General features: G+C 39.1%; 16 protein-coding genes. All 16 read right to left on the bottom strand.

What is annotated here, in order from left to right; all coding sequences use genetic code 11:
- The coding region (locus DCK90_RS13665) for a site-specific integrase (RefSeq protein WP_108246749.1) at positions 1–1,068 on the bottom strand (1,068 nt) is incomplete at its 3' end.
- Between the two features lie 451 nt (positions 1,069–1,519).
- Positions 1,520–2,425 carry a pentapeptide repeat-containing protein gene (locus DCK90_RS13660; RefSeq protein ID WP_108246748.1) on the bottom strand — a complete coding sequence of 302 codons (906 nt, stop codon included), beginning with the start codon at positions 2,423–2,425 and terminating at the stop codon, positions 1,520–1,522.
- Positions 2,426–2,436: 11 nt separating this feature from the next.
- Positions 2,437–9,153: an RHS repeat-associated core domain-containing protein gene (locus tag DCK90_RS13655; RefSeq protein WP_108246747.1), complete on the bottom strand. Its 6,717-nt coding sequence runs from the start codon at positions 9,151–9,153 to the stop codon at positions 2,437–2,439.
- 5 nt (positions 9,154–9,158) lie between these two features.
- A complete protein-coding gene (locus DCK90_RS13650; protein ID WP_159075847.1) occupies positions 9,159–9,650 on the bottom strand; it encodes a T9SS type A sorting domain-containing protein in 492 nt (163 codons plus the stop codon).
- 2 nt (positions 9,651–9,652) lie between these two features.
- Entirely contained in the window at positions 9,653–10,519 is an 867-nt protein-coding gene (locus DCK90_RS13645; protein WP_159075846.1) for a tail fiber protein, read from the bottom strand.
- Positions 10,520–10,525: 6 nt separating this feature from the next.
- Complete coding sequence (locus tag DCK90_RS13640) at positions 10,526–11,461, bottom strand: tail fiber protein (RefSeq protein WP_108246744.1); 936 nt, start codon at positions 11,459–11,461, stop codon at positions 10,526–10,528.
- Positions 11,451–12,425 (bottom strand): tail fiber protein, encoded by a 975-nt coding sequence (locus DCK90_RS13635; protein ID WP_108246743.1) that lies wholly within the window; start codon positions 12,423–12,425, stop codon positions 11,451–11,453. The genes DCK90_RS13640 and DCK90_RS13635 overlap by 11 nt, the downstream gene beginning before the upstream one ends.
- Complete coding sequence (locus tag DCK90_RS13630; protein WP_108246742.1) at positions 12,422–13,402, bottom strand: hypothetical protein; 981 nt, start codon at positions 13,400–13,402, stop codon at positions 12,422–12,424. The genes DCK90_RS13635 and DCK90_RS13630 overlap by 4 nt, the downstream gene beginning before the upstream one ends.
- Positions 13,399–14,469, bottom strand: a complete 1,071-nt coding sequence (locus DCK90_RS13625) for a hypothetical protein (RefSeq protein ID WP_108246741.1) — start codon at positions 14,467–14,469, stop codon at positions 13,399–13,401. Before DCK90_RS13625 ends, DCK90_RS13630 begins: the two co-directional genes overlap by 4 nt.
- Complete coding sequence (locus tag DCK90_RS13620) at positions 14,466–15,407, bottom strand: tail fiber protein (RefSeq protein WP_108246740.1); 942 nt, start codon at positions 15,405–15,407, stop codon at positions 14,466–14,468. The genes DCK90_RS13625 and DCK90_RS13620 overlap by 4 nt, the downstream gene beginning before the upstream one ends.
- A 500-nt stretch (positions 15,408–15,907) precedes the next feature.
- Positions 15,908–16,930 carry a MobB family relaxase gene (gene mobB, locus DCK90_RS13615; protein WP_108246739.1) on the bottom strand — a complete coding sequence of 341 codons (1,023 nt, stop codon included), beginning with the start codon at positions 16,928–16,930 and terminating at the stop codon, positions 15,908–15,910.
- A gap of 5 nt (positions 16,931–16,935) precedes the next feature.
- A complete protein-coding gene (locus tag DCK90_RS13610; protein WP_159075845.1) occupies positions 16,936–17,520 on the bottom strand; it encodes a BfmA/BtgA family mobilization protein in 585 nt (194 codons plus the stop codon).
- A gap of 606 nt (positions 17,521–18,126) precedes the next feature.
- The gene (locus DCK90_RS13600) at positions 18,127–18,660 is read right to left on the bottom strand and encodes a dihydrofolate reductase family protein (protein WP_108246736.1); all 534 of its coding nucleotides are present in this window, start codon (positions 18,658–18,660) and stop codon (positions 18,127–18,129) included.
- Between the two features lie 72 nt (positions 18,661–18,732).
- Positions 18,733–19,467, bottom strand: a complete 735-nt coding sequence (locus DCK90_RS13595) for a helix-turn-helix domain-containing protein (protein ID WP_108246735.1) — start codon at positions 19,465–19,467, stop codon at positions 18,733–18,735.
- Between the two features lie 118 nt (positions 19,468–19,585).
- Positions 19,586–20,809 (bottom strand): site-specific integrase, encoded by a 1,224-nt coding sequence (locus DCK90_RS13590; RefSeq protein ID WP_108246734.1) that lies wholly within the window; start codon positions 20,807–20,809, stop codon positions 19,586–19,588.
- Positions 20,810–21,589: 780 nt separating this feature from the next.
- Positions 21,590–21,799: a heavy-metal-associated domain-containing protein gene (locus tag DCK90_RS13585; protein WP_051947607.1), complete on the bottom strand. Its 210-nt coding sequence runs from the start codon at positions 21,797–21,799 to the stop codon at positions 21,590–21,592.
- Positions 21,800–21,813: the final 14 nt, after the last annotated feature.

Raw genomic sequence — 21,813 nt, 5'->3', positions numbered from 1 at the left:
GGTCGCAAAAGTGTGCCTGGCCGAATGAAAGGATATGGTCTTGTAAATACCACAAGCCTTTGCAATTTCCTTTAGATATTTGTTTGTCTTCTGGTTGGAAAGCACAGGTAGAATTTTTGTATCGGTCTCTGGACTGTCCCAATACTTTTCGATGATTTCTTTTGCTTTGGGCAATAGGGGAAGTTTTACACTTTCCGATGTTTTTTCCCTTTTGGTATAGATCCATTGATTTCCATCAATGCCAAGTACCAGTTGATTCTTTTCAAGTTCCTTGACATCGATATAGGATAGGCCGGTATAACAGGCGAAAAGAAAACCATCCTTGACTTTTTCATAGCCTGCCCCAGTAAAGTCCGTTTCTTCAATGCGCTTAAGTTCCCTTTCCGTAAGGTAACTTCGTTCAGTTTTATGAAACCTGAGCTTATAGTTAATGAAGGGGTCTTTGTCCAACCATTCCAACTTAACGCCCAGCTTGACCATTTTCATCAAACGCTCCAAATGTTTCATCGCCCCATTATTGGTACATTTTTTTCCCTTTTGGAGCTGCGGGCCGTTCAATAGATAGTGTTCAAAATCGGTAATGAACTTATAGTTCAATTGTTTCAATCGGATGTCGGGGAGTTTGTATTTGGATTCCAAAAAACGTAGTAGATACTTTTTGGTCCCATAATAGTTCTTCATCGTTCCGGGGCGGAGTACACTCTTTTGTGTTTTATTATGGTACTCGATAAGTTCATGAAGGGTACTATGTTGCTCGTCCTGCCCTAGATAACGGGCTTTGATTGCCTGTGCCGTGATCATCTTTTCCTCCCGCAACAATACCTTATGGGTGTCCATTATTGTAGCATACACCTCATCAAGATAGCTGTTCAATAAACGGGCCTTATGGGTAAGTCCATGGAGCCTTCCCTTGTTTTCGTCCCATTCATTCACCGAAACATACCGTTTCAGACTGATTTCCGCCCTTTTCCCATTGACGGTAATACGGGCATAAATGGTCAACTTTTGGGGATTATTTGAAATGTCCCGCGTGAAGAGAAGTACTTTTAAAGTGTTGGAATTGCGCATAATACATAATTTTCGGGTTTGACAAAACAGGTTTGCAAAACACCTATGAACAGCGTCAAACGCTATCTAAATTATGCACAATGAACGTACCGAACCATTCACCGAACTCTACACCTTTTATATGGTTTTAAATGAATTCAATTGAATGCAATAAAAACAAAAAGCACTGTCAATCAGTCAATTGACAGTGCTTTGATACCACCTATTTAGTGGTTCGTCGGGATGACTGAATCATCAACGAAATTTTATGTTATTGAAAATCATTGTTTTACCACTGAAATCTTCAAGACTATCCCGTTAAGAACACGGAAAGCAAAAAACAACTTTTGAACACAAGCTTTATGTGTCTAACTAACAATAAAAATAGTAATAATATTTATCTAATAAAACCAGTCAGTATATAATAAATGTTAGTTTCAATAATTATTGGTTCGAGTAAAACCAACATTAATCAGTCCTTGGCAAGTATATAAATCATCTCATTAGTCACTTCTTTTCCAAAATCATCTATTACCTCCTCAATATTTAGTATGAACCATTTCTGTTTCTTGGAATGAACCAAATGTGAGCTTACAAAAATATTCGCCTCATTTCTTTTTTGTTCAGGCCAATTTTCAATTTCTTTACTTAACTTTTCTAATCTGTAGTTCCAGTCATCAAAAAGTTTGTATTTTCCGACCAATGGTAATTTAACACTTGATAGTTCACAATCATTACTAAAATTAACCCCAATTAGTGTAGCATTCTCAAATGAAACATTACTCATTTTGTTTTTTCTTGGTTTACCAAATTCCTTAATGTCTTGTTCAAAACCATAACCTCCTCGAAACCAAACCCCTTCTAATTTACCCTCAAAAGTACAATTGGTGAATGATGATCCATTAAAATCTATATTTTTTAAATTACAATTAAGAAACTTACAATTATCAAATTCACCACGTATAAAAACTGCCCCGGAGAAATTACAACTTTCGAATGTGCAATTAACATAATTAGAACCTTTGTAACCTATTGCCGATTTTTGGAACCTACATCTTGAAAATAAGCATGCTTTATATTCATTTCCACTATCAGAAAAATCTGTAAAATCTACCTTGCCAAAAATACTATTTTGAAAAACTGACTTATTAATAAAAGATGAACTAAAACTTGATTCTGTAAAATCTGCATCTGTTACTCTTAATCTATTAATCTTGATTTGATTAAGGTCTAATCCCCTAAAATCTGTCAAATTATCTATATCGTTATATGGAGAAAGTGATTTTTTTAATTCACCTCCTTTTTTGATAACTTTAAATATTTTAGTGATAGCTATTATGCCTAATGAATCTTCGATCCACCTATTTTTAATATTCATTTATCATTATTTTATTTTGCCTGAGTTCTCAAAAGTATTCCTCCTGGTCCATATTTCCTAACATGACGTTCCCACGCTCCAGGTGTAGTTATGTCCCACCATGTACCATTACTTGGATCAACAAAATCAGGTCCTCTTGAATAATTTTTTATTAAATTGTTAAATTCTGAATCTTTCTTGATTAACTGACGAGCTCTTACATCTATTCTATTCCCTCGGAATGCCGGTCTTAAATTAGGGTTTCTTTTAATTGCCTGTAATTGTTTGGCGGTAAATGCAGCATCGCCGAGTGCATCCACTTCCCTCGCGGCCCTTGTCACATAACGCTGTAGTCCTCTTGTAGTTCTACTTAATTTTGATATACCTGACAATCCTCTAGATGCAAAATTTACTCCAGCTCCAGCTCCTTCTGTAGCCAATGCCAGAGCAACAGCATCACTAGCCTGGGATAGATTAACACCTGCTTCAAAAAAATTCCCATCCATCAATTGATTTATCCCCCTAATACCTTGGTCAATTGGGGTAAGTACCCCTTCAATAATGGCGATTCCATTGTCAAAATAGATATCAAAACCATCCTCAAAAGCTCCATTTACTATAAACCCGTTAGCTAATAAAGTTGAGTTGGCAAAAGCAGGAAGCCCTTTGGTTATACCATTTATTGTATTCTCAATAAACATTTGATGACCAATATTGGTTCCTACCATAAATTCTAAAGAACTTTTCTTGAGTTTATTCCATGCTACATTAATACCAGACCAAGGACCAGGCCCACCGGTAGATTGTCGCATACGGTTCGTACTAACACTTGAGGCCATTTGAGAGTTCCCAGTATTATTTGATGGCGTTGGGGCCGGGTTTTCATAGATGGTACCCATCACATAATCATCATAACTACCGTCCCAACCCAACCAACGAGCAATGGTTCCTGCAATATTTCCGATAAAACTCCCAATGCCTCCCCAAAAATCACCGAGAAAGCCCAAAAAGCGTTCCCCACTTGGGTCGGTGTACATCAACGGGTTGTTCAAAACATAGCCATATCGATTGTAATTCTGCGTATTAAAAGGATCTTGGATATTATTATCGGGACTAAGAAACCTTCCTAATTGTGGGTCATACATACGTCCATTCATATGTATCAACCCAATCTCGAAAAAGTGTTCATGACCTGTAAATCCCCTACCCAACAATGCATTATGGCCAAATGTGGTTCCGCCTCCACTGTCCAAAAATTGGTCTACCTTGCCCCAGGCCCCAAATTGGCGCTCTTCCTTAACGTCCCCATCGGCATCTGTAATGGCCAATATACTGCCCAGATAGTCCCTGTGTAAATAGTGATACTCATCCAACGTACTGCCACCTCCAGTAATTTTGATGTGGGCTATGGGTGCGGAATAGGCATCGCCTCCCACATAAGCAATAAACTTTGTGGTACCTGCTTGGGTATCCTCCACAATCTCTGCCGGGAAAATTGCAGAATAGTGTTTTTTGTACCTACGCTGTGACCTGTCCGATTGCTCCCCGCCATAGTAGGCCGTACTTCGGTTCATCAATGGTCCATATTCAAAACTGACCCTTCCATGCCCAGACTGGTGAATATCCACCGGTTTCTTAAATGCGTTGTAGCTTACCTGTTGGGTGGGATGTTGTTGGAAATACGTTTCCCCGGCTGGATTGGGGTCAATCTCCGTCAATCGATGTTTCTTGCTCGTGTCTCCATATCCATAGGTTCCCAATGATGAATTAATATTTATATTCCCATTGCTTTGGTAATTCATGGTATGGGATACATCACCAGAAATAGTGGTCAATCGATCTAGATTGTCATAGCCAAATGTCTCTTCCCAGCCGAAACCGAAATTCTCCCTATTATTTAGTGTACCCTCCTGAGCATTAAAATCATATTCAGTATGAAGGGCCACTGTTGGATTTGTTCCACTTTCTTTGTCCTCAATCTTGGTAACGTAACCATAGGCATCATAGGTACTATTCTTTACCATGCCATTGCCCAAGGTAACGGTCAAGGCCTGACCGCGTGCATTGATACTGTTTAGTTCCCATAATTTTTCAGGGGTGCTCGAATCGCTCCATATTTCTTTTAAAAGACCAGAAGTGGTATCATATACATTCTTTGTTTTGACAATTTTGGAAGTCCCTCCCAAAGTAGAAGTTTGAAATTCCTTTTCTACTCGCCCATAGGTGTCATAGACCATTTCATATTCAAAACTTGCCAATCCTGTGTTTTCAATTATTTTATCTGGTCTTTCATAAATATCATATTCATAATCATAGGAATATGCCCTACCACTGTTCGTATTGTCTGTTCCATCAATATCTGTCAAAAGTTTGGTTACAGGGTCATATATATAGGATAAAGACAGGTCGGTTAAATCCCCTTCTACTGTTTTTGATACAATTTTGCCGTAATTATCATAAATATACGTGGTAACACCTTTGGGACCGGTTTCGGTCAACAACTCCCCAAAAGCATTATAGGTGTAACTGTAGCTTCCAGCAGAAGGGTCGTTTAAACTGGTCTTCCTACCCCACCCATCAATTCCAACGGAGATAAGATTGCCCCCGTCATGGTCGGCGGTTTTCATTGTTCCATTGGCATAATAGGTATAATCCACGGTACCTCCCAAGTTCGAAACCTTTACAGTATTGCCCAAGGCATCCGAGGTAATCGTAGTTGTCTTTGATCCATCATTAACCGTATAGGACAATCCTGGGTCCGTATAGGTATAAGAGATGTTCCTGCCTGTGGCCAGCGTTTGGTTTATCGGCCTTCCGTAAACCTCATAGACCGTTGTATTCCATTGGCTGGGAGAGCTGTTATGGGGTTCACTTTCCCGTTTCAACTTTCCATCCACATAATATTCATAGTCAGTATATACCCATTGATTATTTAAACTCATTACACCCTTCTGGACGGTCCATCCAAAGGCATTATAGGTGGTCTGCTCTTTAGCTCCAGTTGCATAATCCACATTATGTCTCAATGCGCCCCCACTTAAAATAGTATAGGTATGATCGGTTGCATTATTCAGATAATCAGTCTCTTTTTTTATTCTGCCCCACTTATCATATTCATAATCAGTTGTTAGGCCATAAGGATCTATGGTGGATAATATACTCCCGGTTACATCATCATAAGAGAAGGTAGTAATCAACCCTTCCATATCAGTGGACTTAGTCAAAAACCTACTATCAAAATCAAGACTATATTCATAAATCTCAGTGCGGGTACCCACCCCATCACCGCTCAAAGTCTTTGTATGTATATTTCCATTAGCATGATGCGTAAAATCCTCTGTAAGCCAACCTGTGCCATTGCCTTTTTTCTTGATCTGTGTTACCTGATTATTGTTATATGTATATTGTGTTTCAGTACTGAATGAATTACCATTAAGGACGACCCTTTCAGTCATTTTTTTGAGTCTACCGATGTGATAGGTACTATTGGCCGCCGTCGGATTGTTCAAGTATTGATTGGTAATCGTTTTGCTTCCTCCAGGATAGGTGGTAGTGGTTACCAAGGGATTATTGTACTGGTCATAGGTATAAGTTTCCGTAGTGAAAACACCCGTAAGCCCATTGTCAGTTTCCATTTTATTTAAACGAATATCCACTGCCCCGGCATACCCAGCATCCCCCGGTTGCTCTTCCGGTGGAAAAATGTAGCCCCAATAATCCGTACTGCCTCCTATTGAATGAAACCCAGGTTCAAGGGTTATGGACTGTTCTGCAACATCCGTCTGTACACTGGTAAGAGAGTTACCACGTGTAATATTCTCAAGATACTCCGGGGCAATCGGAGACCCTGGATTTGCGATCAATTTGTAATCATAATGATAATTCACCTTGCTCATATAACTTGCAGGGTTGTTAATATAGGTATTGGAAACAATCATTTCCTTTATGGCTCCCCGCAGCAACGGATCATATTTTGATATACTCCATACTGCAGGCACATTGTCGCCATACCAATTCGATTGTTTCATGACCTCAAACCCTAAAAAGCCGAGACCATTGGCATGGGAAACCGCCCCTTCATAATAAAACTGCTTCTTTCTTGCCATACCTGCCCCTGTCTGTTCCAGTTCCCTGACCACTTTAAACGATGGGTCCGAATTGATATTGACAAAAGGATATGTTTGCGATCTATAAGTATTTGGAGAAGTATATGCCTTTTCAAATGTAGTGTCATCGGTATCCCAGTATGCGGCATTTACCTGGTCATATTTTATGTCGGTGACAACTCCGTTATTTTCAATTTCAACCAGAGAGACATCATCCCTATGGTCCTTTAGAAATTCAAAAGATTTGACCCATTTATTGCTTATAGACGCAAATTCCAAATTGCCATTTGGCTTATTAGAGGAAAGAAATATGGGAATTGGAAAGGCCGACATATTTACAGTACTGTTGGTACTATTGGATGCGAAAAAAACAGGATTCAAATTTGAAGAAGGAGTATTGGTAATTACTACATTCTGATGAATTTTGATCGATTGTGTTCCCGTAGTACTGTTATGGTCTACTTGAGTATTGTATTCAATAATATCAGTTTTTCCATCCCCATTGATATCAGCAGGAATCAAGTTATAACCATAATAAGTTCCTCCGGTATCTTCCGAGAACCTGAATGTAAAGGACCAGCCTTGATCAAGGACATAATAACCTTTGCCAGTAGAAATAAACATAAGATGGCCTCCACTATTGTTTGCCTTTGGAAGTAGGAAGTCTCCCTTTCCATCTCCATTATAGTCCCCTGGAAGTAAAGGAAAGGACAAATCTATATCAGAATCGGTAGTTTCCCATAGCTTTACTAAATAAGAATTTGTTTTGTTCAATCCATAAACAATAACCTTACCGGATTTGACCTGCACAATATTTGTCCGTCCATCTCCATTGGCATCAATACTAAGCAACTTATCCGTTACTCCCAATTGCTCGCTTAAGGAACCTATATTTGATACGAATCCATTTGTGATTCTTCGATCAAGTTTAATAAGGTGGGCTCGAGAGCTACTTAAATTATTCGTGCTCGTAGTGCAACCATAGCAACAGTATCCTACCCCGTCCCGGTACACCTTGTCCTCACAAGAAGGATTAGACGCAGCAGGCTGTTCAAAACAACTTGTCGTTGTATAAGTACGTTCCAAGGCAATTATATCCGATAGACCGTCGCCGTCAAAATCACCTGAAACATATCTTAACGGCACCCTATTTACACTGGGATTTCCATTAAGTTGATAGTTTTCAGGTTTATAGGTTGGGGCACTCCAAGTTTTCGTGTACGCCGTTGTTATCGGCCCTGTAGATATAGTTGTACGAACCTCGAAGTCAACTTGGTCATTTCCCGAATTCTTGACAATGGCCAAACCTTGGGAATTCATTAATTGATTATTTTGGTTTAACCAGTTAACTGGAAAAACCTCCAGAAAACTACCCACATTAATAGCATCGGAAAAGTTAATGGAAGATTGTATATTGTCATATAACCATAATTTTTTCTTTGCATCTGAACCCATAGTGGGATAAACAAAGAAATCCATCTTTCCGTTGCCCGTAAAGTCCAAGGAAACCACCTCTGCGTTTCTCTGTTCAATATCGCTAATGTCTATTTGAGCAACTCCACCATTTTCATTAAAATAGGAAGTTTTTAAATCATAATCACCACCACCTGTCGATATGGATATACCGTCATATGTAAAATTTATATGTCTGTTTTCAGAATCATCTGAATTATATTGATAAATACTGCTCAATCTTTGGTACCTCAAATGAGTGTAGTCTGCATGTCCCAGGTAATATTTTCGATATTGTTTTCGTCCATTACCAAAAACATTTATTGTCCTCAACAAATGTGTTCTAGCAAATTGCACCCCACCTACATAGGCCATTTCATTAAACTTTCTCCAGGTATATTTAAATTCAATTTCGTTTATTGGAGCTGATTCCCCAATGCTACCATACTTAATCTTGGATATTCGCAAAGTGTTGTTGGAAGAAAGGTATTCATAACTTATACGGTTGCCTTGAGGATTTTCCCAATAGGTAATCGCATAATCCGTAGCGCTCCTTGAGTTTGCATTATTTCCATAATATCCAATAGAACCATCCGGATAAAACACCTTAAAATATTCAGGTCCTTCCACTTGAGAAATGGGGTTTGAACCGTAGGCCACAATTTTAAGATTGGAATATTGTTCCGTTTGATACTCACTGCCTGCAACACCATAGGTTCCTTTTTTAACTATCAAACGTTGTCCATCCAAAGCAAAACGATCATCCAAATCAAAATCCACCGGATCTATCTGATTATCGTGAAATTTGGTAGATGGGATTCTGGTGATTACCGAGATCCCAGATAAATTCCACCCCCAACCGGCCAACCCATTCCCAGTTTGGCTATCAAAGTCCAATGAAACTTCGGGTTGTATCCCGTTTAGCCCAGGGGGAATATCTATAGGTACAGTATAATTTACCGCACCGGAAGATGAGACCGATAAGTCTGCAACTATACTGCCATTGACTGTTCCTCCACCTATTGCCCCTGACATACTACTTGTGGAAAATGACCTACTAGAGATGTTAGTTGTACCCTCTCCATAAACTGTTTTCTTTACTTCTTTTGCTTTGTGCATTTTAATCGGTCTTTCTTGGGAAAAGACCATAAAAGAAAATAGGGCACAAAAAATAATGGTCAGGTTCTTCATCTGGGTTATTTTTTAAGGATATGAAAGGTTTGGTTGGTATTGTCTGTATAATAAACCGAAAGGATATACCTTCCCGGGGCATAGATGCCAAAATCTATGTTGGTATTTCCCTGCCTGCTTTTAATGGTCCGTTGGAACAGTTGTTGGCCTATCCCCGAAAAGAGGATTACTTGTGCAACTTGTTTTTCATTGTCAACCCATTCAACCGTAAGCTGCTCGGTCACAGGATTTGGATAAGCAACAATGGTGGAAGTGCCCGTGATGTTTTTTTTATCTAAGATTCCTTCCAAGATATCGTTCTCTAGCGCTACCTCTTCCACTTTGGTGGAGTCGACCACTGCTTCTTTTGAAGTGCCACAATTGATACACACCCAGTCCCTTAATGTCTGGTTACCTGCACTATCATAGCTGAATTGCACCCTATATTCGTCCTGCGCCAGAAGGGCAGTTCCCATAAATGCCCATAACAGGCCGAAAAGAAGTAGTTTTTGTTTCACAGTTATAGTTTTTTTAGGTTGTTCATCTGTTGCTGTATCGCTTCCAGTTTCTTATTCAACAGCAACATATCCTTTTGATATTGTTGTATTTCCTTCTCTTGCTGAAGTGTATATAGCGTCAGCTCCTCGATTTTCTCCAAAAGCAGCTTGTTCATTTCTCCCAATTCAACGCCATTCTGGCTAACCTCTTCGGCCGAGGGTATATTGATGAGGTGCCCTTTTTCTTTAATGTGCCTTTCCACTTCTTCAAGGGTTGGAAGATTATACCCTTCTTTAAAAACATAATCGGCCCACCCCGTTTCAACCTTGATTTCCTCGGCCCTGATCTTTCCCTTTACGGCAAGCTGATATGCTCCAGGTGCAATGGTTCCTATTCCTACTTTTCCAGGGAAGTTTGCTTTATAGATAACATCCTTAATATTGGTGCCATTAATACCCTCATCAACAGCTGTCCATCCTTCAAACATATTGCTTGTTTCACCTTTACCTTCGGCATACACTCTGATATTAAAACGTGTGAAGTATTGACGATCATCAATAAAAATGACCACCTTACCGTTTTCATTTGCCAACTTAACCGGAGGACTGTAAGAACCTGATGAACTGCCATTGGCTATATGAAAAACTCCATTGTAGATATACCAATTAATCTTAATATCAATTGTGTTAGCACTTCCATACTGGAAACCTTCCAACATTACCGTTGGCATTCCAGTACCATTCTGAAAAGGTAAATTCGTCTTTATCTTGATGCCGTTACTCGGTGTACCATTAAAATAATAAGACAAGGGCTCAAAATTCTGTCCCTTTACCGTACCGCCATACATCATTATTAGGAGTATGGGTATAAAAAGTTTTTTTATGTTCATATAACTTTACCTTTGAGTTTTTTCAAGCATTACCAAACGTTTTTCAATATCATTCAACCTATTGGTTTTTTTCTCCAGTTGAAGAATGTATAAGGTCAATTCCTCAATCTTCTCTAACAATCTCATGTTCATCTCCCCCAATTGGACACCATTCTCTTCCATATCCTTGGCAGAAGGGATATTGGGCAAGTGGCCATTTAATTTGATGTAGTTTTCGACTTCCTCCAAAGATTTTAGCGCATACCCTTCCTTAAAAACATAGTCAGGCCCTGGAACAGAAAGGTCCACTTTGACCTCCTGCGCGTGGATGTCTCCTTTTACAGCCAATTTTGCATCCGGGTTCGCTGTACCTATACCCACATTTCCACCATTGAAATAGGAATTCCCAAAAGTATGGATTTGCACCTTTTTCTCATGATCCGCCTCAGAGTGAGCAACATACATTTGTAATTGTGAGTGTAGAAAACCATTGGACGCACCACCAGGCTTTAACATGAGGACATTATGATTATAACTACCCGAAATGGTTCCCAGTGTCATATTGTGCCTTGCCCAGAGAATACCATCATCATCGGGCCCTGAATTGAGATATAGCTTGCCTTTGAGCTCTAGCTTATGTTGTGGGTTTGCTGTCCCAATCCCTATATTGCCCGAATTATCATCGATTCTTAATCGCTCATTTCCCTCAGTCTGCAAAACAAGATCACCATCATAGGAGCTAAAAATATTTGCCGAGGTCCAAATGGGTCTGTTGAATATTATTCTTGGCCTATCCGTGTAAATATGCCCGTATGCCGCATTCATTGGTCCAATTTCAAAAACCCCGTAATCTGTTGTAAACGTATGCTTGGTCGATCCATCGTAAACGGCTTGGCCAAATAGTGACCTTGGTCCAATAAAACAATACAATACAACCAATATTATTATCTTCCTATGACCCATTACTTTTTAATGTTTTGATTTCATCCTCCAACTTGCTGATTCTTTTGAGCTTGCGCTTTAGAAAACGTATTTCATCGTCCTGCAGCTCCAATCGCTTTTCCTGATCCAGAGTGTAAATCATCAACTCTTCGATTTTCTCCAAGAGCAGCTTATTCATTTCACCTAGTTCAATCCCATTTTCTTCCACTTCTTTGGCGGACGGAATATTAATGAGATGTCCTTTTTCTCTAATATGCTTTTCCACTTCTTCCAGCGTGGGGAGGTCGTATCCCTCCTTAAAAACATAATCGGGCCAACCAGTTAAATCCACTTTTACCTCTTTGGCGTGGATATTTCCGTTTACGGCCAGTTTCGCATCGGGAATCCGTATGCCTATTCCCACATCGCCACTGGTAGTTATTGTAAATTCAGGCTCATGTACAATAACACCTTCATTTCTGAAACTGTCTTTTGTGCTGATATAAAAATCCGGTGTTTCCCAACCACCTCCATAGAGTAGTCCTACATGCCATTTGTAACTGTCGTCATCACCATAGGAGACAAGTGCTCTGTCCTTTCCCTCACTCCCTCTGGAAATTTTTAAAAATGAATTCTCCCTTGCCTCATCCGGATTACCTATCCCAAACTCTCCCAAAGCCATAAACTTCCCATCCTGGTTCTCCGTAAGTACCTGTCTCCATAAAGTCCATTCATTTTGCGAAGGATCCCATTGTCTAATCCTTAGCTCTCCATCAGGGTATTTTGTTGTGGTAAGTTCAAAATTCCTGGTACTGGTGCCCGCGGCCATCACCGTAAGCTTTGTTCCATAAGGATAGGTCCAGTCCAAGGTGTTGTTGCTTCCTGGTCCTACCTGATAATACACTCCCGATGCCATATTGCTCGGGTTCTCTGTTTCTTCGTACTGTTGCTGGGCCATAGCAAGCCATGGTAACAACAAAAAGGTCATTGGTAAAAATGGTCTCATTCTTTGGTATGGGTTTTATGTTTTTCCAAAAGCTCCCTGTTCTGGTTTTCAAGATCGGTCTGTCCCTTTTTAAGTTCAATGATATATAGTGTCAACTCCTCAATTTTCTCTAGGAATAGTTTGTTCATTTCGCCAAGTTCGATTCCATTCTCCTCTACTTCCTTTTCCGATGGAATATTGATGAGATGGCCCTTTTCCTTGATATGTTTTTCAACCTCTTCCAAGGTGGGGAGATTATAATCTTCATTAAATACATAGTCCGCCCATCCTGTCTCCACTTTGATTTCCTCCGCTCTTATTTTTCCCTTTACAGCCAATTTCCATGTACCGGGACTCTGAGTTCCCATACCAATGTTCCCAGTGGCAATATCGATTACGAAGACATCCCATATGTTCCCACCATTTTGGGAGTGCCACGGTGAAATACCAAATCTGTTATCACCAAAGTTTTTCGAAAATCCAATATCCGCACCAATGATGCCGCCATCCTGCCTCATTTGAATCATTGGATTGTAAGTCTCATTATTATTATCGGTATCTGCCTCAAGCCTCAAAATGGCATCTCCAGTACCACTGGAACTTATATCCAGCAACCCTTGGGGTGACGTTGTGCCAATACCTACTTTTCCATCCTCCTTGATAATCATCCAATCTTTGGCGGAACCAGTGAACACTGAGCGAAACTTTGCCACATCCCCTGTGTTGGATCCCAAATGCAAGGTATGTGAACCATATATCTCATTACTGTCCATTATTATTTTTTGTCCCGACCCATCAAATATCGTGAAATAGCTAGCAGAAGGATTCCAAGAACCACCTAAGGTTCCCGTGCTGTTTACTTGTAATTTAGCTTGGGGAGACAAGGTCCCAATTCCTACTTTTCCATCTTCAGGAAATGAATTAGTAACTTGTCCTACACCTAAAAAACATGATGAGAACGCTATACCTAGAACTATACTTATTTTTAGTTTTTTCATTTGTTCTGGATTAAAGTTTTTTCAAGATTTTGTAAGCGCTCCTCTTGAATGACATATCTTTCCTCAATCTTCTTTATCAGATTTTTGTTACTATCAAGTTCATTTTGTTGGAGTCTGTTTTTTGTTTTAAGTTGAAGGATATATAATGTAAGTTCCTCGATCTTCTCCAAGAGCAACTTGTTCATCTCTCCCAACTCAATCCCATGCTGCTCCACCTCCTTTGCCGATGGAATATTGATCAAATGCCCTTTTTCTCTTATATGTTTTTCAACTTCTTCCAGTGTTGGCAGGTCATATCCTTTCATAAATACATAGTCGGCCCAGCCTGTTTCCACTTTGATTTCCTCTGCCCGTATCTTTCCCTTTACGGCAAGCTTATATGTTCCAGGGTTAGTTGTTCCTATTCCCACATTGCCATAGTGATCTATCAGCATTCTTGGGGCCTCGGAAATAATCTCCCCAGCAGCAGTACTTCCGTACTTTGTGTAGAAATAGAGTTTGCCCCAACTGCTCCGCATTCCAGAATACCCATAACTTGCATGAGTGGTCGGAATCATCAACTTATTATGGTTTGTTCCTCCTTGCACTACTGCCATATTCGAGCCAAATATGGCATTACCCCCAGATGAGCCAGAAATATTCGCACCGAAATTATCAATAATAACCAACTGTGAATTTGGGCTATTTGTGGAATTCGCACCTAAGGAAAAATTACCATCGCTATCGATTATTAAATTATTGCTATAATTATTAACACGGAGCACCATTCTATCTAAAGCGTGTTCATAATGCATACCACCAACATAGTTATCCTCTGGGTCCGAAAAACCAAAGTATCCTATAGCAGTGTTAGGTGTTAAAATTGACACCATCCCATTTTCATTGTCCTCCACTGTTAAATCTGAAAAGGAATGCGGACTTCCCCCGGAAGGTCCCTTATATAAATGAACCTTCGAAATTGGGCTTACAGTTCCTATTCCGACATTCCCTGAACTAGGAAAAGTATTGGTCTGGGCCGATAACATATTGGATAAACAAAACATCAAAAAAGTCATTCCTGCTCTCATTTATTTATGATTTTGATCATTTCCTTTAATTTTTCAATCTCTCTATTCTGCTTTTTAGAGCTTTCTTCCAATTCAGATATTTTATCGTTTGAAGCTTCCAGCCTTTCAATCTTTATTTCTTGTTTTATAGTATACAGAACCAACTCCTCAATTTTTTCCAAAAGCTTCATGTTCATTTCTCCCAGTTGTATTCCGTTAGCTTGCATTTCTTCTGCCGATGGGATGTTGGGCAAATGGCCATGTTCTGCTATGTATGTTTGGACTTCTTCAAGGGACATCAGGTCATACCCCTCCTTAAAAACATAATCTGGTCCGGGAACGGAAAGGTCCACTTTGACTTCTTCGGCATGGACCTTGCCTTTCACGGTAAGTCTGGCATCTGGATTGGTAGTTCCCAAACCGAAATTCCCCGATAAAATATACGAGTTACCTTCATCACCTCTTAAAAGCACATCAAGGGTCTGTGTGTCCGAATTATCCATTATTTGCAGAGATCCAACTGAACCGTGACCATCAATCTTTACCATTCTATTAACCCTAACATTCCCATTTATATCAAATCGCTCTTCCGGATTCAATGTTCCTATACCCATATTCCCATTCCACAAAACATTAACTGCGTTTGGAACCAAAGATGTATTGATAGTCAAGCCTTGTCTAGTTGTAAATTCGCCAGGCAGACCAGCGATGGTAGCCGGTGACTTATCACTAAATCTTTGAAATATTAATTCCTGTCCATTTGAATTTTGTAATTTTAAGTTTCCGTTTACTTCAAATCTTTCTATAGGATTTGAAAAACCTACGCCAATTTTACCGTCGTTATAGAATATATCTGAACCATTGGCTTGCCACTGGGAAAGTACATTGGTAGTAATCAAAAATGATAATACAAGAACAAATAATGTCCAACTCTTTTTTCCTGTTAATCGTAAATTCATTTTATTAAACTTTACTTAATAATAAAATACACTCTAACCATAACTGAAAGGCTGGGTTTTTGAGTCTTTATTTTGGAAGAGGCATTCCGAAGAGGGTCTGAAGAAGAACGGGAACAAGGAAGAATCCATGAGCCCAATTAGGGTAGAGGTTGTCAATAATCTAATATTTAATGGTTAGTGATTGGTAAAATACCAATTAATACGCAAAAATTATTACAGGAAAACCTTAAAAAAAGTAGGGTTTTTCCTCAATATAGTTTACATTGATTTATATGCCTCTGATTATCAAGTCATTTTATTTTTGTGTTTAGTATTTTTTAAGTTGTTATTTACAGTTTCTTAATTCATTTGACCATAGTGATTCCTAGGTACCTTACAAGATTTATGTTACCCAAATCTTACCCCCAACTTTTGCGCATGGATCCTGTCGGGTTTTTGTAGCGGTCCGATAGATAAGCGTGAAGCAAAAACCCGAAAGGGCGCAACCTACTTCTTGGATTTCAGTAGCCCATATCCCCACCTGTGCCCCTAGCCTTATCAATACCCCTCCCTAATGCCTTGATGATCTTGGCCGCCATTTGTACTTTATTGGTCGGTATACTTGGAACTTTGACCCCCATGGTTTTAAGTAGTTTAAAGGCCATGTCCTTTTCCTTGGTGGGCAGTCCCATGACTTTGGCAAAGAACTTCCCTGGTTCCTTGGTGTGGGCCTTTCTCCCTACATAGGAGTCCACATAGTTCCTCTTAAACCCTGTTGTCCTGTCAAAGGTCTTTTCGGCCGATTGGTAAAAACTGTCCCGATCAAAGCCTCTCTTGACCGTTTTTCCGTTCAGTTCCACTTCGGATGCCTTGTGCTTGGCCATGGGGGAAAGTGTATAGGTGTTCGTAACGTCCCTTCTACTGACTATGATATGGATATGGGTCTGTGGCCCCTCCTTTTTCATCCCTGCGGCCACCAATTGTCCGTTCTGTTTGTGTGGGGCCAATCTTTCCTGCTCTTTGATTCTCTTTTGAAGCTCATTGACACTCCCGATGGACTCGCCCCGTTCCACTTTCCTTATCTCGTTCCTTAGCCTTGCTATTTCACCACGGTAGGGCGCATTCTCCTGAACCTGTTTGTCAAATCCCCGATAGGTGCGTTCATGCTCTATCTTGGCGTAATATTTCAAGTTCTCCGCCTTTACCTCTTGGTTGCGATGGAAACTCTTGGCATAGTCTTCCATCAGCTTCCTTATGTATTCCCTTAGCAGATTTGGGTCATTGCCAATGGCCCTCAGTTCCCTTTGGTTGGGACTGACCACTATGGAGTAGAATTTTGGGTCTTTCTGCCTTAATTTGGCCGTATTGGCATCTATTTCCTCGATGACCGTTTGAGGGCTTACGCTATCGTTCTCTTGGTCAAAGAATTCCTCCCTTTGTTCGGGCAATCTGTCCTCATTTTCCTTTTCCAGATAGTCCACATAGTTCCCCACACTGGAGTTATAGGTACTGCCCATTTTCTGTCCTGAGATGGTAAGGTACATGAGTGTTATTTTAATTGGTATTTGAGGCTTTCAAAATCCCCGATGCCCAAATTGATCTTGAGATAGGGTTTTCCCATCATTGGCTCAACCTTCTCCACGCTGTTGAGGATTTCGTTGCAACGTTTTTTATATTCATTGAATTCTTGAAGCATTCTATCATGTTCCACTTTCGGAACGGTGTTCCGAGGCTCCAAAAAATCCATTCGTTCTTCCTGTATCTTGACAGGTTCACGTTTCGGTTTCCTTCCGTCCTTTACATAGGCTTCGTAAAGAATGAGCATCATTTCATAGGTGGGCCGGATACTGGTCTTCTCCATGTTCTTGATAATGGCGATGAGCCTATCGAATTTTTTCATCATCTGACGCTCCATCTTTTTGATACTGTCAAGGATGATCTTTGTTCCCTCCCCAAAAGGGTCAAGATTGTTCTCCTTGAAGTATTGCATCATTCCATCCAAAACCTCACTATGCGATTTGCTGAACTTTTTGGAATAATTGCGAAAGCGTGTGGCCGTTTCTTTGTTTATGGTGATGTTGGAATAACCACCGCTTCCTTTCTTTGTTCTACCGTTTGTTGATTGCTTTTCCATGAGCCGAATTCTATTTTTTAGTGAAATTGCGTCAATTTTTTCGTCAAAAATTTCCAATGTTTATTGGGCTTCCCAAAGGGTTTACTGTAGATTTCGAAAAAGTCTACTGTAGCCCCTGTTTTTGCTCAGTATTCCAAAATCCATTCAATTCACTGGTTTTCAACTTGTTGAATACCAGAAAACAACCGTGATGGCGCAATCTGCGCATCACCCTCTTGCTATTCCTTCGTCCCGCAAGCGGGACCGAATAAATACATGCTGATTTAAAATCAGCTGTCACATAAATAATTTTTGGTTTGTACGGGCTTAAGGAAAGTCAAATCAAATATGAAAGACCGTAACATAAACTATCGTTCTTCGACAATTCAAAGATACATTTTTTGGTACGAGCAAAGGTTACACTGTTATCGAGTGATAAATGAATATGCAATTCAAGTTTATCCAAGTAACTGCCACCATTACTTTCTAAAAACTCCCTTTTCAGAAAATACATTCTCCTATCCATTAGTATTTTAATGAAAGACAACACCTCTTTAAAATGTAGCCCTCTTACTCTACCGCTTTTCCAAATGGAAAGGGCAGTAATATTTGTTGTCTGCTCCTGGTTTATTCTTTCCGCCTATAATGCAATTGGGTTAATCCAGTGTCAAATGTTTTGACTTCGACAAATTCAAGTATTTGTTCAGGTCTTCCATCATCAAATAGTCTCGTGCCACTGCCTAACAAAACAGGTATAATTGAAATTACGAATTCATCGATCAAATCGTGCCTCAATAGCTCATTTATGATTTCTGCACCACCGTCACAATAAATATTTTTTCCTTCCTTAGACCTTAGTTCCTTCACTAATTCTGCTATGTTCCCCGTATAAAAAATTGTTCTGCCTTTCTGCGGTCTTTCAGTCCGGGTGATGACATAAACATCACGTTGTCCATTATCATAATGGCCAATGCCAATTTCCCTGATTACATATTCATAGGTTTTTCTACCAATGATTATGGTATCAACCTTGTCCGTAAAATTCGTATAACCATAGTCTTCTCCTTCTTTTTCAACAAGTTTTAAGAAACTAAGATCATCATTGGGCTTTGCAATATAACCATCTAAACTAGTTGCAATGAAAAGTGATATTTTTCGCATTCTTCTTAAATTTTAATATTTTCACAAAACTACTTTTGGACAACCACCCGTACTTTGTAAAAATGCGACAAATTAAAGTTGTGATGGTGCAAGTCCTGTGTTTCTCTTGATTTCATTGGTAAGATGTGAATGATCGTAATAGCCACATTCAAAGGCAATCTCCAACAAACTACGTTTTTTCTCTGAATTTTTAATTAAACTCAAAGCATATTGAAATCGAATAATGTTTGAATATTCCTTTGGGGATAGACCAATGAACTTTTTAAAATTACGTTCCAATTGTCTTACAGAAGTGAAATTTCGTTTGGATAGTTTGTAAATGCCAATCTGTCCGTTTGTTAGATGAATGTCGCTGATAACAGATTGGAGTGGATTGCTTTTATTTTTTATTCTCCCTGAGAAAAAATGGTCGAAATAATTGAATGGGGCTTCAAGCATTTTATCAATATTGAAGGATTTGGATTTTTCAAATACCACAGTGTTATTGATTAATTCATTTTGTGAGGTGTAATTATAAAAATTTGTAAAGGCGCCTGGTTTTAAACACACACCTATCAAGTGAGTATCATAATCAATAAAGCTGTCTTTGAATGAAGTCATTGCACCGACCACATAAGTTTTACCAAACTCCAATGAAAGAGCACCATTATCTGTCAAACAACTATTACCTAAATTCATATATATACCAGCACATCCGTCTGGAAAAACCCGTTCCCATAACCCTTCTTGTTCGTTTCCTTTCAGTTCCCAATAGAAATGAATAAATGGCTCTAATTCTTTGTTCGGCTTTATTTTTTTGTACTTCATTTATACTTTAGCATCCTTCTTTACAATGCCTATCAAATAGACTATAAGAATATTAAATACATTGATATTCTCAAAATGAAATCAATCGAATGCATTTGATTGTCTTTTATTGGAATGTTTATTTACCTTCCATTTTTTCAACCAATATCCTCATATCTTCACCGACTTTCTTTTCCAAGACCCTTGCATATATCTGAGTAGTTGACAATTTAGTATGCCCTAGCATCTTTGAAACTGTTTCAATTGGAACGCCATTGGACAAGGTAACCGTGGTGGCAAAAGTATGCCTTGCTGTGTGGAAGGTAACTTTCTTATAAATATTACAAGCCTTGCAGATTTCCTTTAGGTAATAATTGACCTTTTGATTGCTATAAACAGGCAATAGAACTTTCATCACTTTTCTTTCCTGCGAATCTTTATATTTCTTGATGATTTCCTTTGCCTGTGGAAGTAAGGGGATCTTGAGTTTTTCGTCCGTCTTAATTCTTTTGGTGAACAACCAATCATTTCCATCTATACCCTTAAGAACATGGTCTGGTGTCAATGCCTTAAGGTCAATATATGATAGGCCTGTATAGCACGAAAAGAGGAAAACATCCTTGCATTTCTCAACCCCTTCCCTTTTAAATATGGTTTCCTCAAGCAAACTCATTTCCCGCTTTGTTAAATATTCCCGTTCCGTTTTCTCAAAGCGAAGCTTATAGTTTTCAAAAGGGTCTTTCGCTATCCAATCCAACCTCACCGCCAACCTTGACATTTTCTTTAACCTCTCCATGTGCTTCATAGCACCATTATTGGTACACTTGGTACGGGTGGATGGCCTGTACTTTCTAAGGTATTGCTCAAAGTCGGATATAAAACGGTAGTTCAATTTTTTGAGCTTTATATCCTCCATCCCATATTCTTCCTTTAAAAATAAACCTACACATCTTTCTGTGATGTGATAGTTCTTTCTTGTTCCCGGGCGCAACGAGGTGTGCATGGTTCCATTGTGATAGGCAATCAATTGTTTCAATGTTTTTCCGCCCTCATCTTCCCCAAAAAATCTTGCTTTGATAGATAGTGGAGTGATTACTTTTTCTTCTGCCATAATCAATCTATGGGCCTCATGTAGTCCTGTATAAATTTGGTCTAGGTACTTGTTCAGGGAAATCACATAACTGGAAAAACCCTTGCCCCTTTTCCGGTTATTGTCCCATAAATTGGCTTTTATCTCCCGATTTATGCTAAAATCGGTGCGCTCACCATCGATGGTGATCCTACAATAGACAATTAGGTTCTCGGATTGAACCTTGTGCTTTCTTGTAAAGAAATTGATTGTTAAGCGATTGTTTTTCTGCATTTTGTAACCTTTTAGAGTGTGAATACTGTGAAAGTCAAAACACAAGAAAGATGGTTCTAAAAGTCATTTAAAGTTACAACAAGAACTGTAAGTGTTTGCTCCCGATGGGAACACGCTTGATATGATTTTAGATGGTTTTAATTGATTTTAGATGATATGCCTAAAAACACAAAACACTGAAAATCATAAGATTAACAGTGTTTTGATTTTACTTAAATAAGGTAAGTCGGGATGACTGACCTCTTGAAGAGGCGCTAACCCATTAATATCCAGAATATTATGTCGATTTTCCCAAAATAGGACATCCCATAGGACATCTTCGTGTGAAATAATGATTTTCACAACGTAAATATCGATATTTAAAATCAAACCACACCATCTTGTTTTATTTAATTTTAAATCAAAATAGACAAAGGAATTTTTGTGAGTTCAAAATCTCATCACAAACAGGATGAGTATCTATTCGCCCTATCGACAAGCAGATATAATAAGAACTTTGATTGTCATTTTTAAACTAGCTGTATAAATTACAAGATTTAGATTTTTGCCACCGGTGTTCCAGCCAAGCCATTACTGGTCCACCTTACATGATGGACACAATCAAGTTTAGAGGTTTTGATTGCAGTGATACCTGAATCTTGCGATGTTTTCAATACTACCAATGACCATGCCTATACCGAAGTTGTGTAGAAAAATCCAATAAACTTATACAACCCGAATAGGATTAAGGTAACCCCCAACCCTATTCGAACCATTTAATATATTCTTCTGGACATTCCTTTATTTCTTGGTCAAATGATATCCAGCCGATTCAACAGCAGAAGTGATTTCCTCTTCCGTAGCACTTGTAGTCTGTACGGTCAACAATTTGTCTTGGGAGGCAAAGTCAACAGACCAATCGGTCACGCCATCCACCTTATCCAAAAATGGTTTTACGGTATTGGCACACCCACTGCACTTAATATTTGATTTGAATTGTAATGTACTCATGTTCATCGATTTTA

The organism is Muricauda brasiliensis, assembly GCF_003057865.1.
Lineage (GTDB): Bacteria > Bacteroidota > Bacteroidia > Flavobacteriales > Flavobacteriaceae > Flagellimonas > Flagellimonas chongwuensis.
The sequence above is the reverse complement of the archived record's forward strand: the minus strand, read 5'-3'. Positions and strand labels throughout refer to the sequence as shown.

What these genes read in the sequence shown, in the direction of transcription:
- DCK90_RS13645 (WP_159075846.1), bottom strand. Translation starts at nt 10,519, where the DNA reads ATGAACATAAAAAAACTTTTTATACCCATACTCCTAATAATGATGTAT.
- DCK90_RS13590 (WP_108246734.1), bottom strand. Translation starts at nt 20,809, where the DNA reads ATGCAGAAAAACAATCGCTTAACAATCAATTTCTTTACAAGAAAGCAC.
- DCK90_RS13620 (WP_108246740.1), bottom strand. Translation starts at nt 15,407, where the DNA reads ATGAATTTACGATTAACAGGAAAAAAGAGTTGGACATTATTTGTTCTT.
- DCK90_RS13660 (WP_108246748.1), bottom strand. Translation starts at nt 2,425, where the DNA reads ATGAATATTAAAAATAGGTGGATCGAAGATTCATTAGGCATAATAGCT.
- DCK90_RS13640 (WP_108246744.1), bottom strand. Translation starts at nt 11,461, where the DNA reads ATGGGTCATAGGAAGATAATAATATTGGTTGTATTGTATTGTTTTATT.
- DCK90_RS13635 (WP_108246743.1), bottom strand. Translation starts at nt 12,425, where the DNA reads ATGAGACCATTTTTACCAATGACCTTTTTGTTGTTACCATGGCTTGCT.
- DCK90_RS13585 (WP_051947607.1), bottom strand. Translation starts at nt 21,799, where the DNA reads ATGAGTACATTACAATTCAAATCAAATATTAAGTGCAGTGGGTGTGCC.
- DCK90_RS13655 (WP_108246747.1), bottom strand. Translation starts at nt 9,153, where the DNA reads ATGAAGAACCTGACCATTATTTTTTGTGCCCTATTTTCTTTTATGGTC.
- mobB (WP_108246739.1), bottom strand. Translation starts at nt 16,930, where the DNA reads ATGTACCTTACCATCTCAGGACAGAAAATGGGCAGTACCTATAACTCC.
- DCK90_RS13630 (WP_108246742.1), bottom strand. Translation starts at nt 13,402, where the DNA reads ATGAAAAAACTAAAAATAAGTATAGTTCTAGGTATAGCGTTCTCATCA.
- DCK90_RS13600 (WP_108246736.1), bottom strand. Translation starts at nt 18,660, where the DNA reads ATGCGAAAAATATCACTTTTCATTGCAACTAGTTTAGATGGTTATATT.
- DCK90_RS13595 (WP_108246735.1), bottom strand. Translation starts at nt 19,467, where the DNA reads ATGAAGTACAAAAAAATAAAGCCGAACAAAGAATTAGAGCCATTTATT.
- DCK90_RS13610 (WP_159075845.1), bottom strand. Translation starts at nt 17,520, where the DNA reads ATGGAAAAGCAATCAACAAACGGTAGAACAAAGAAAGGAAGCGGTGGT.
- DCK90_RS13625 (WP_108246741.1), bottom strand. Translation starts at nt 14,469, where the DNA reads ATGAGAGCAGGAATGACTTTTTTGATGTTTTGTTTATCCAATATGTTA.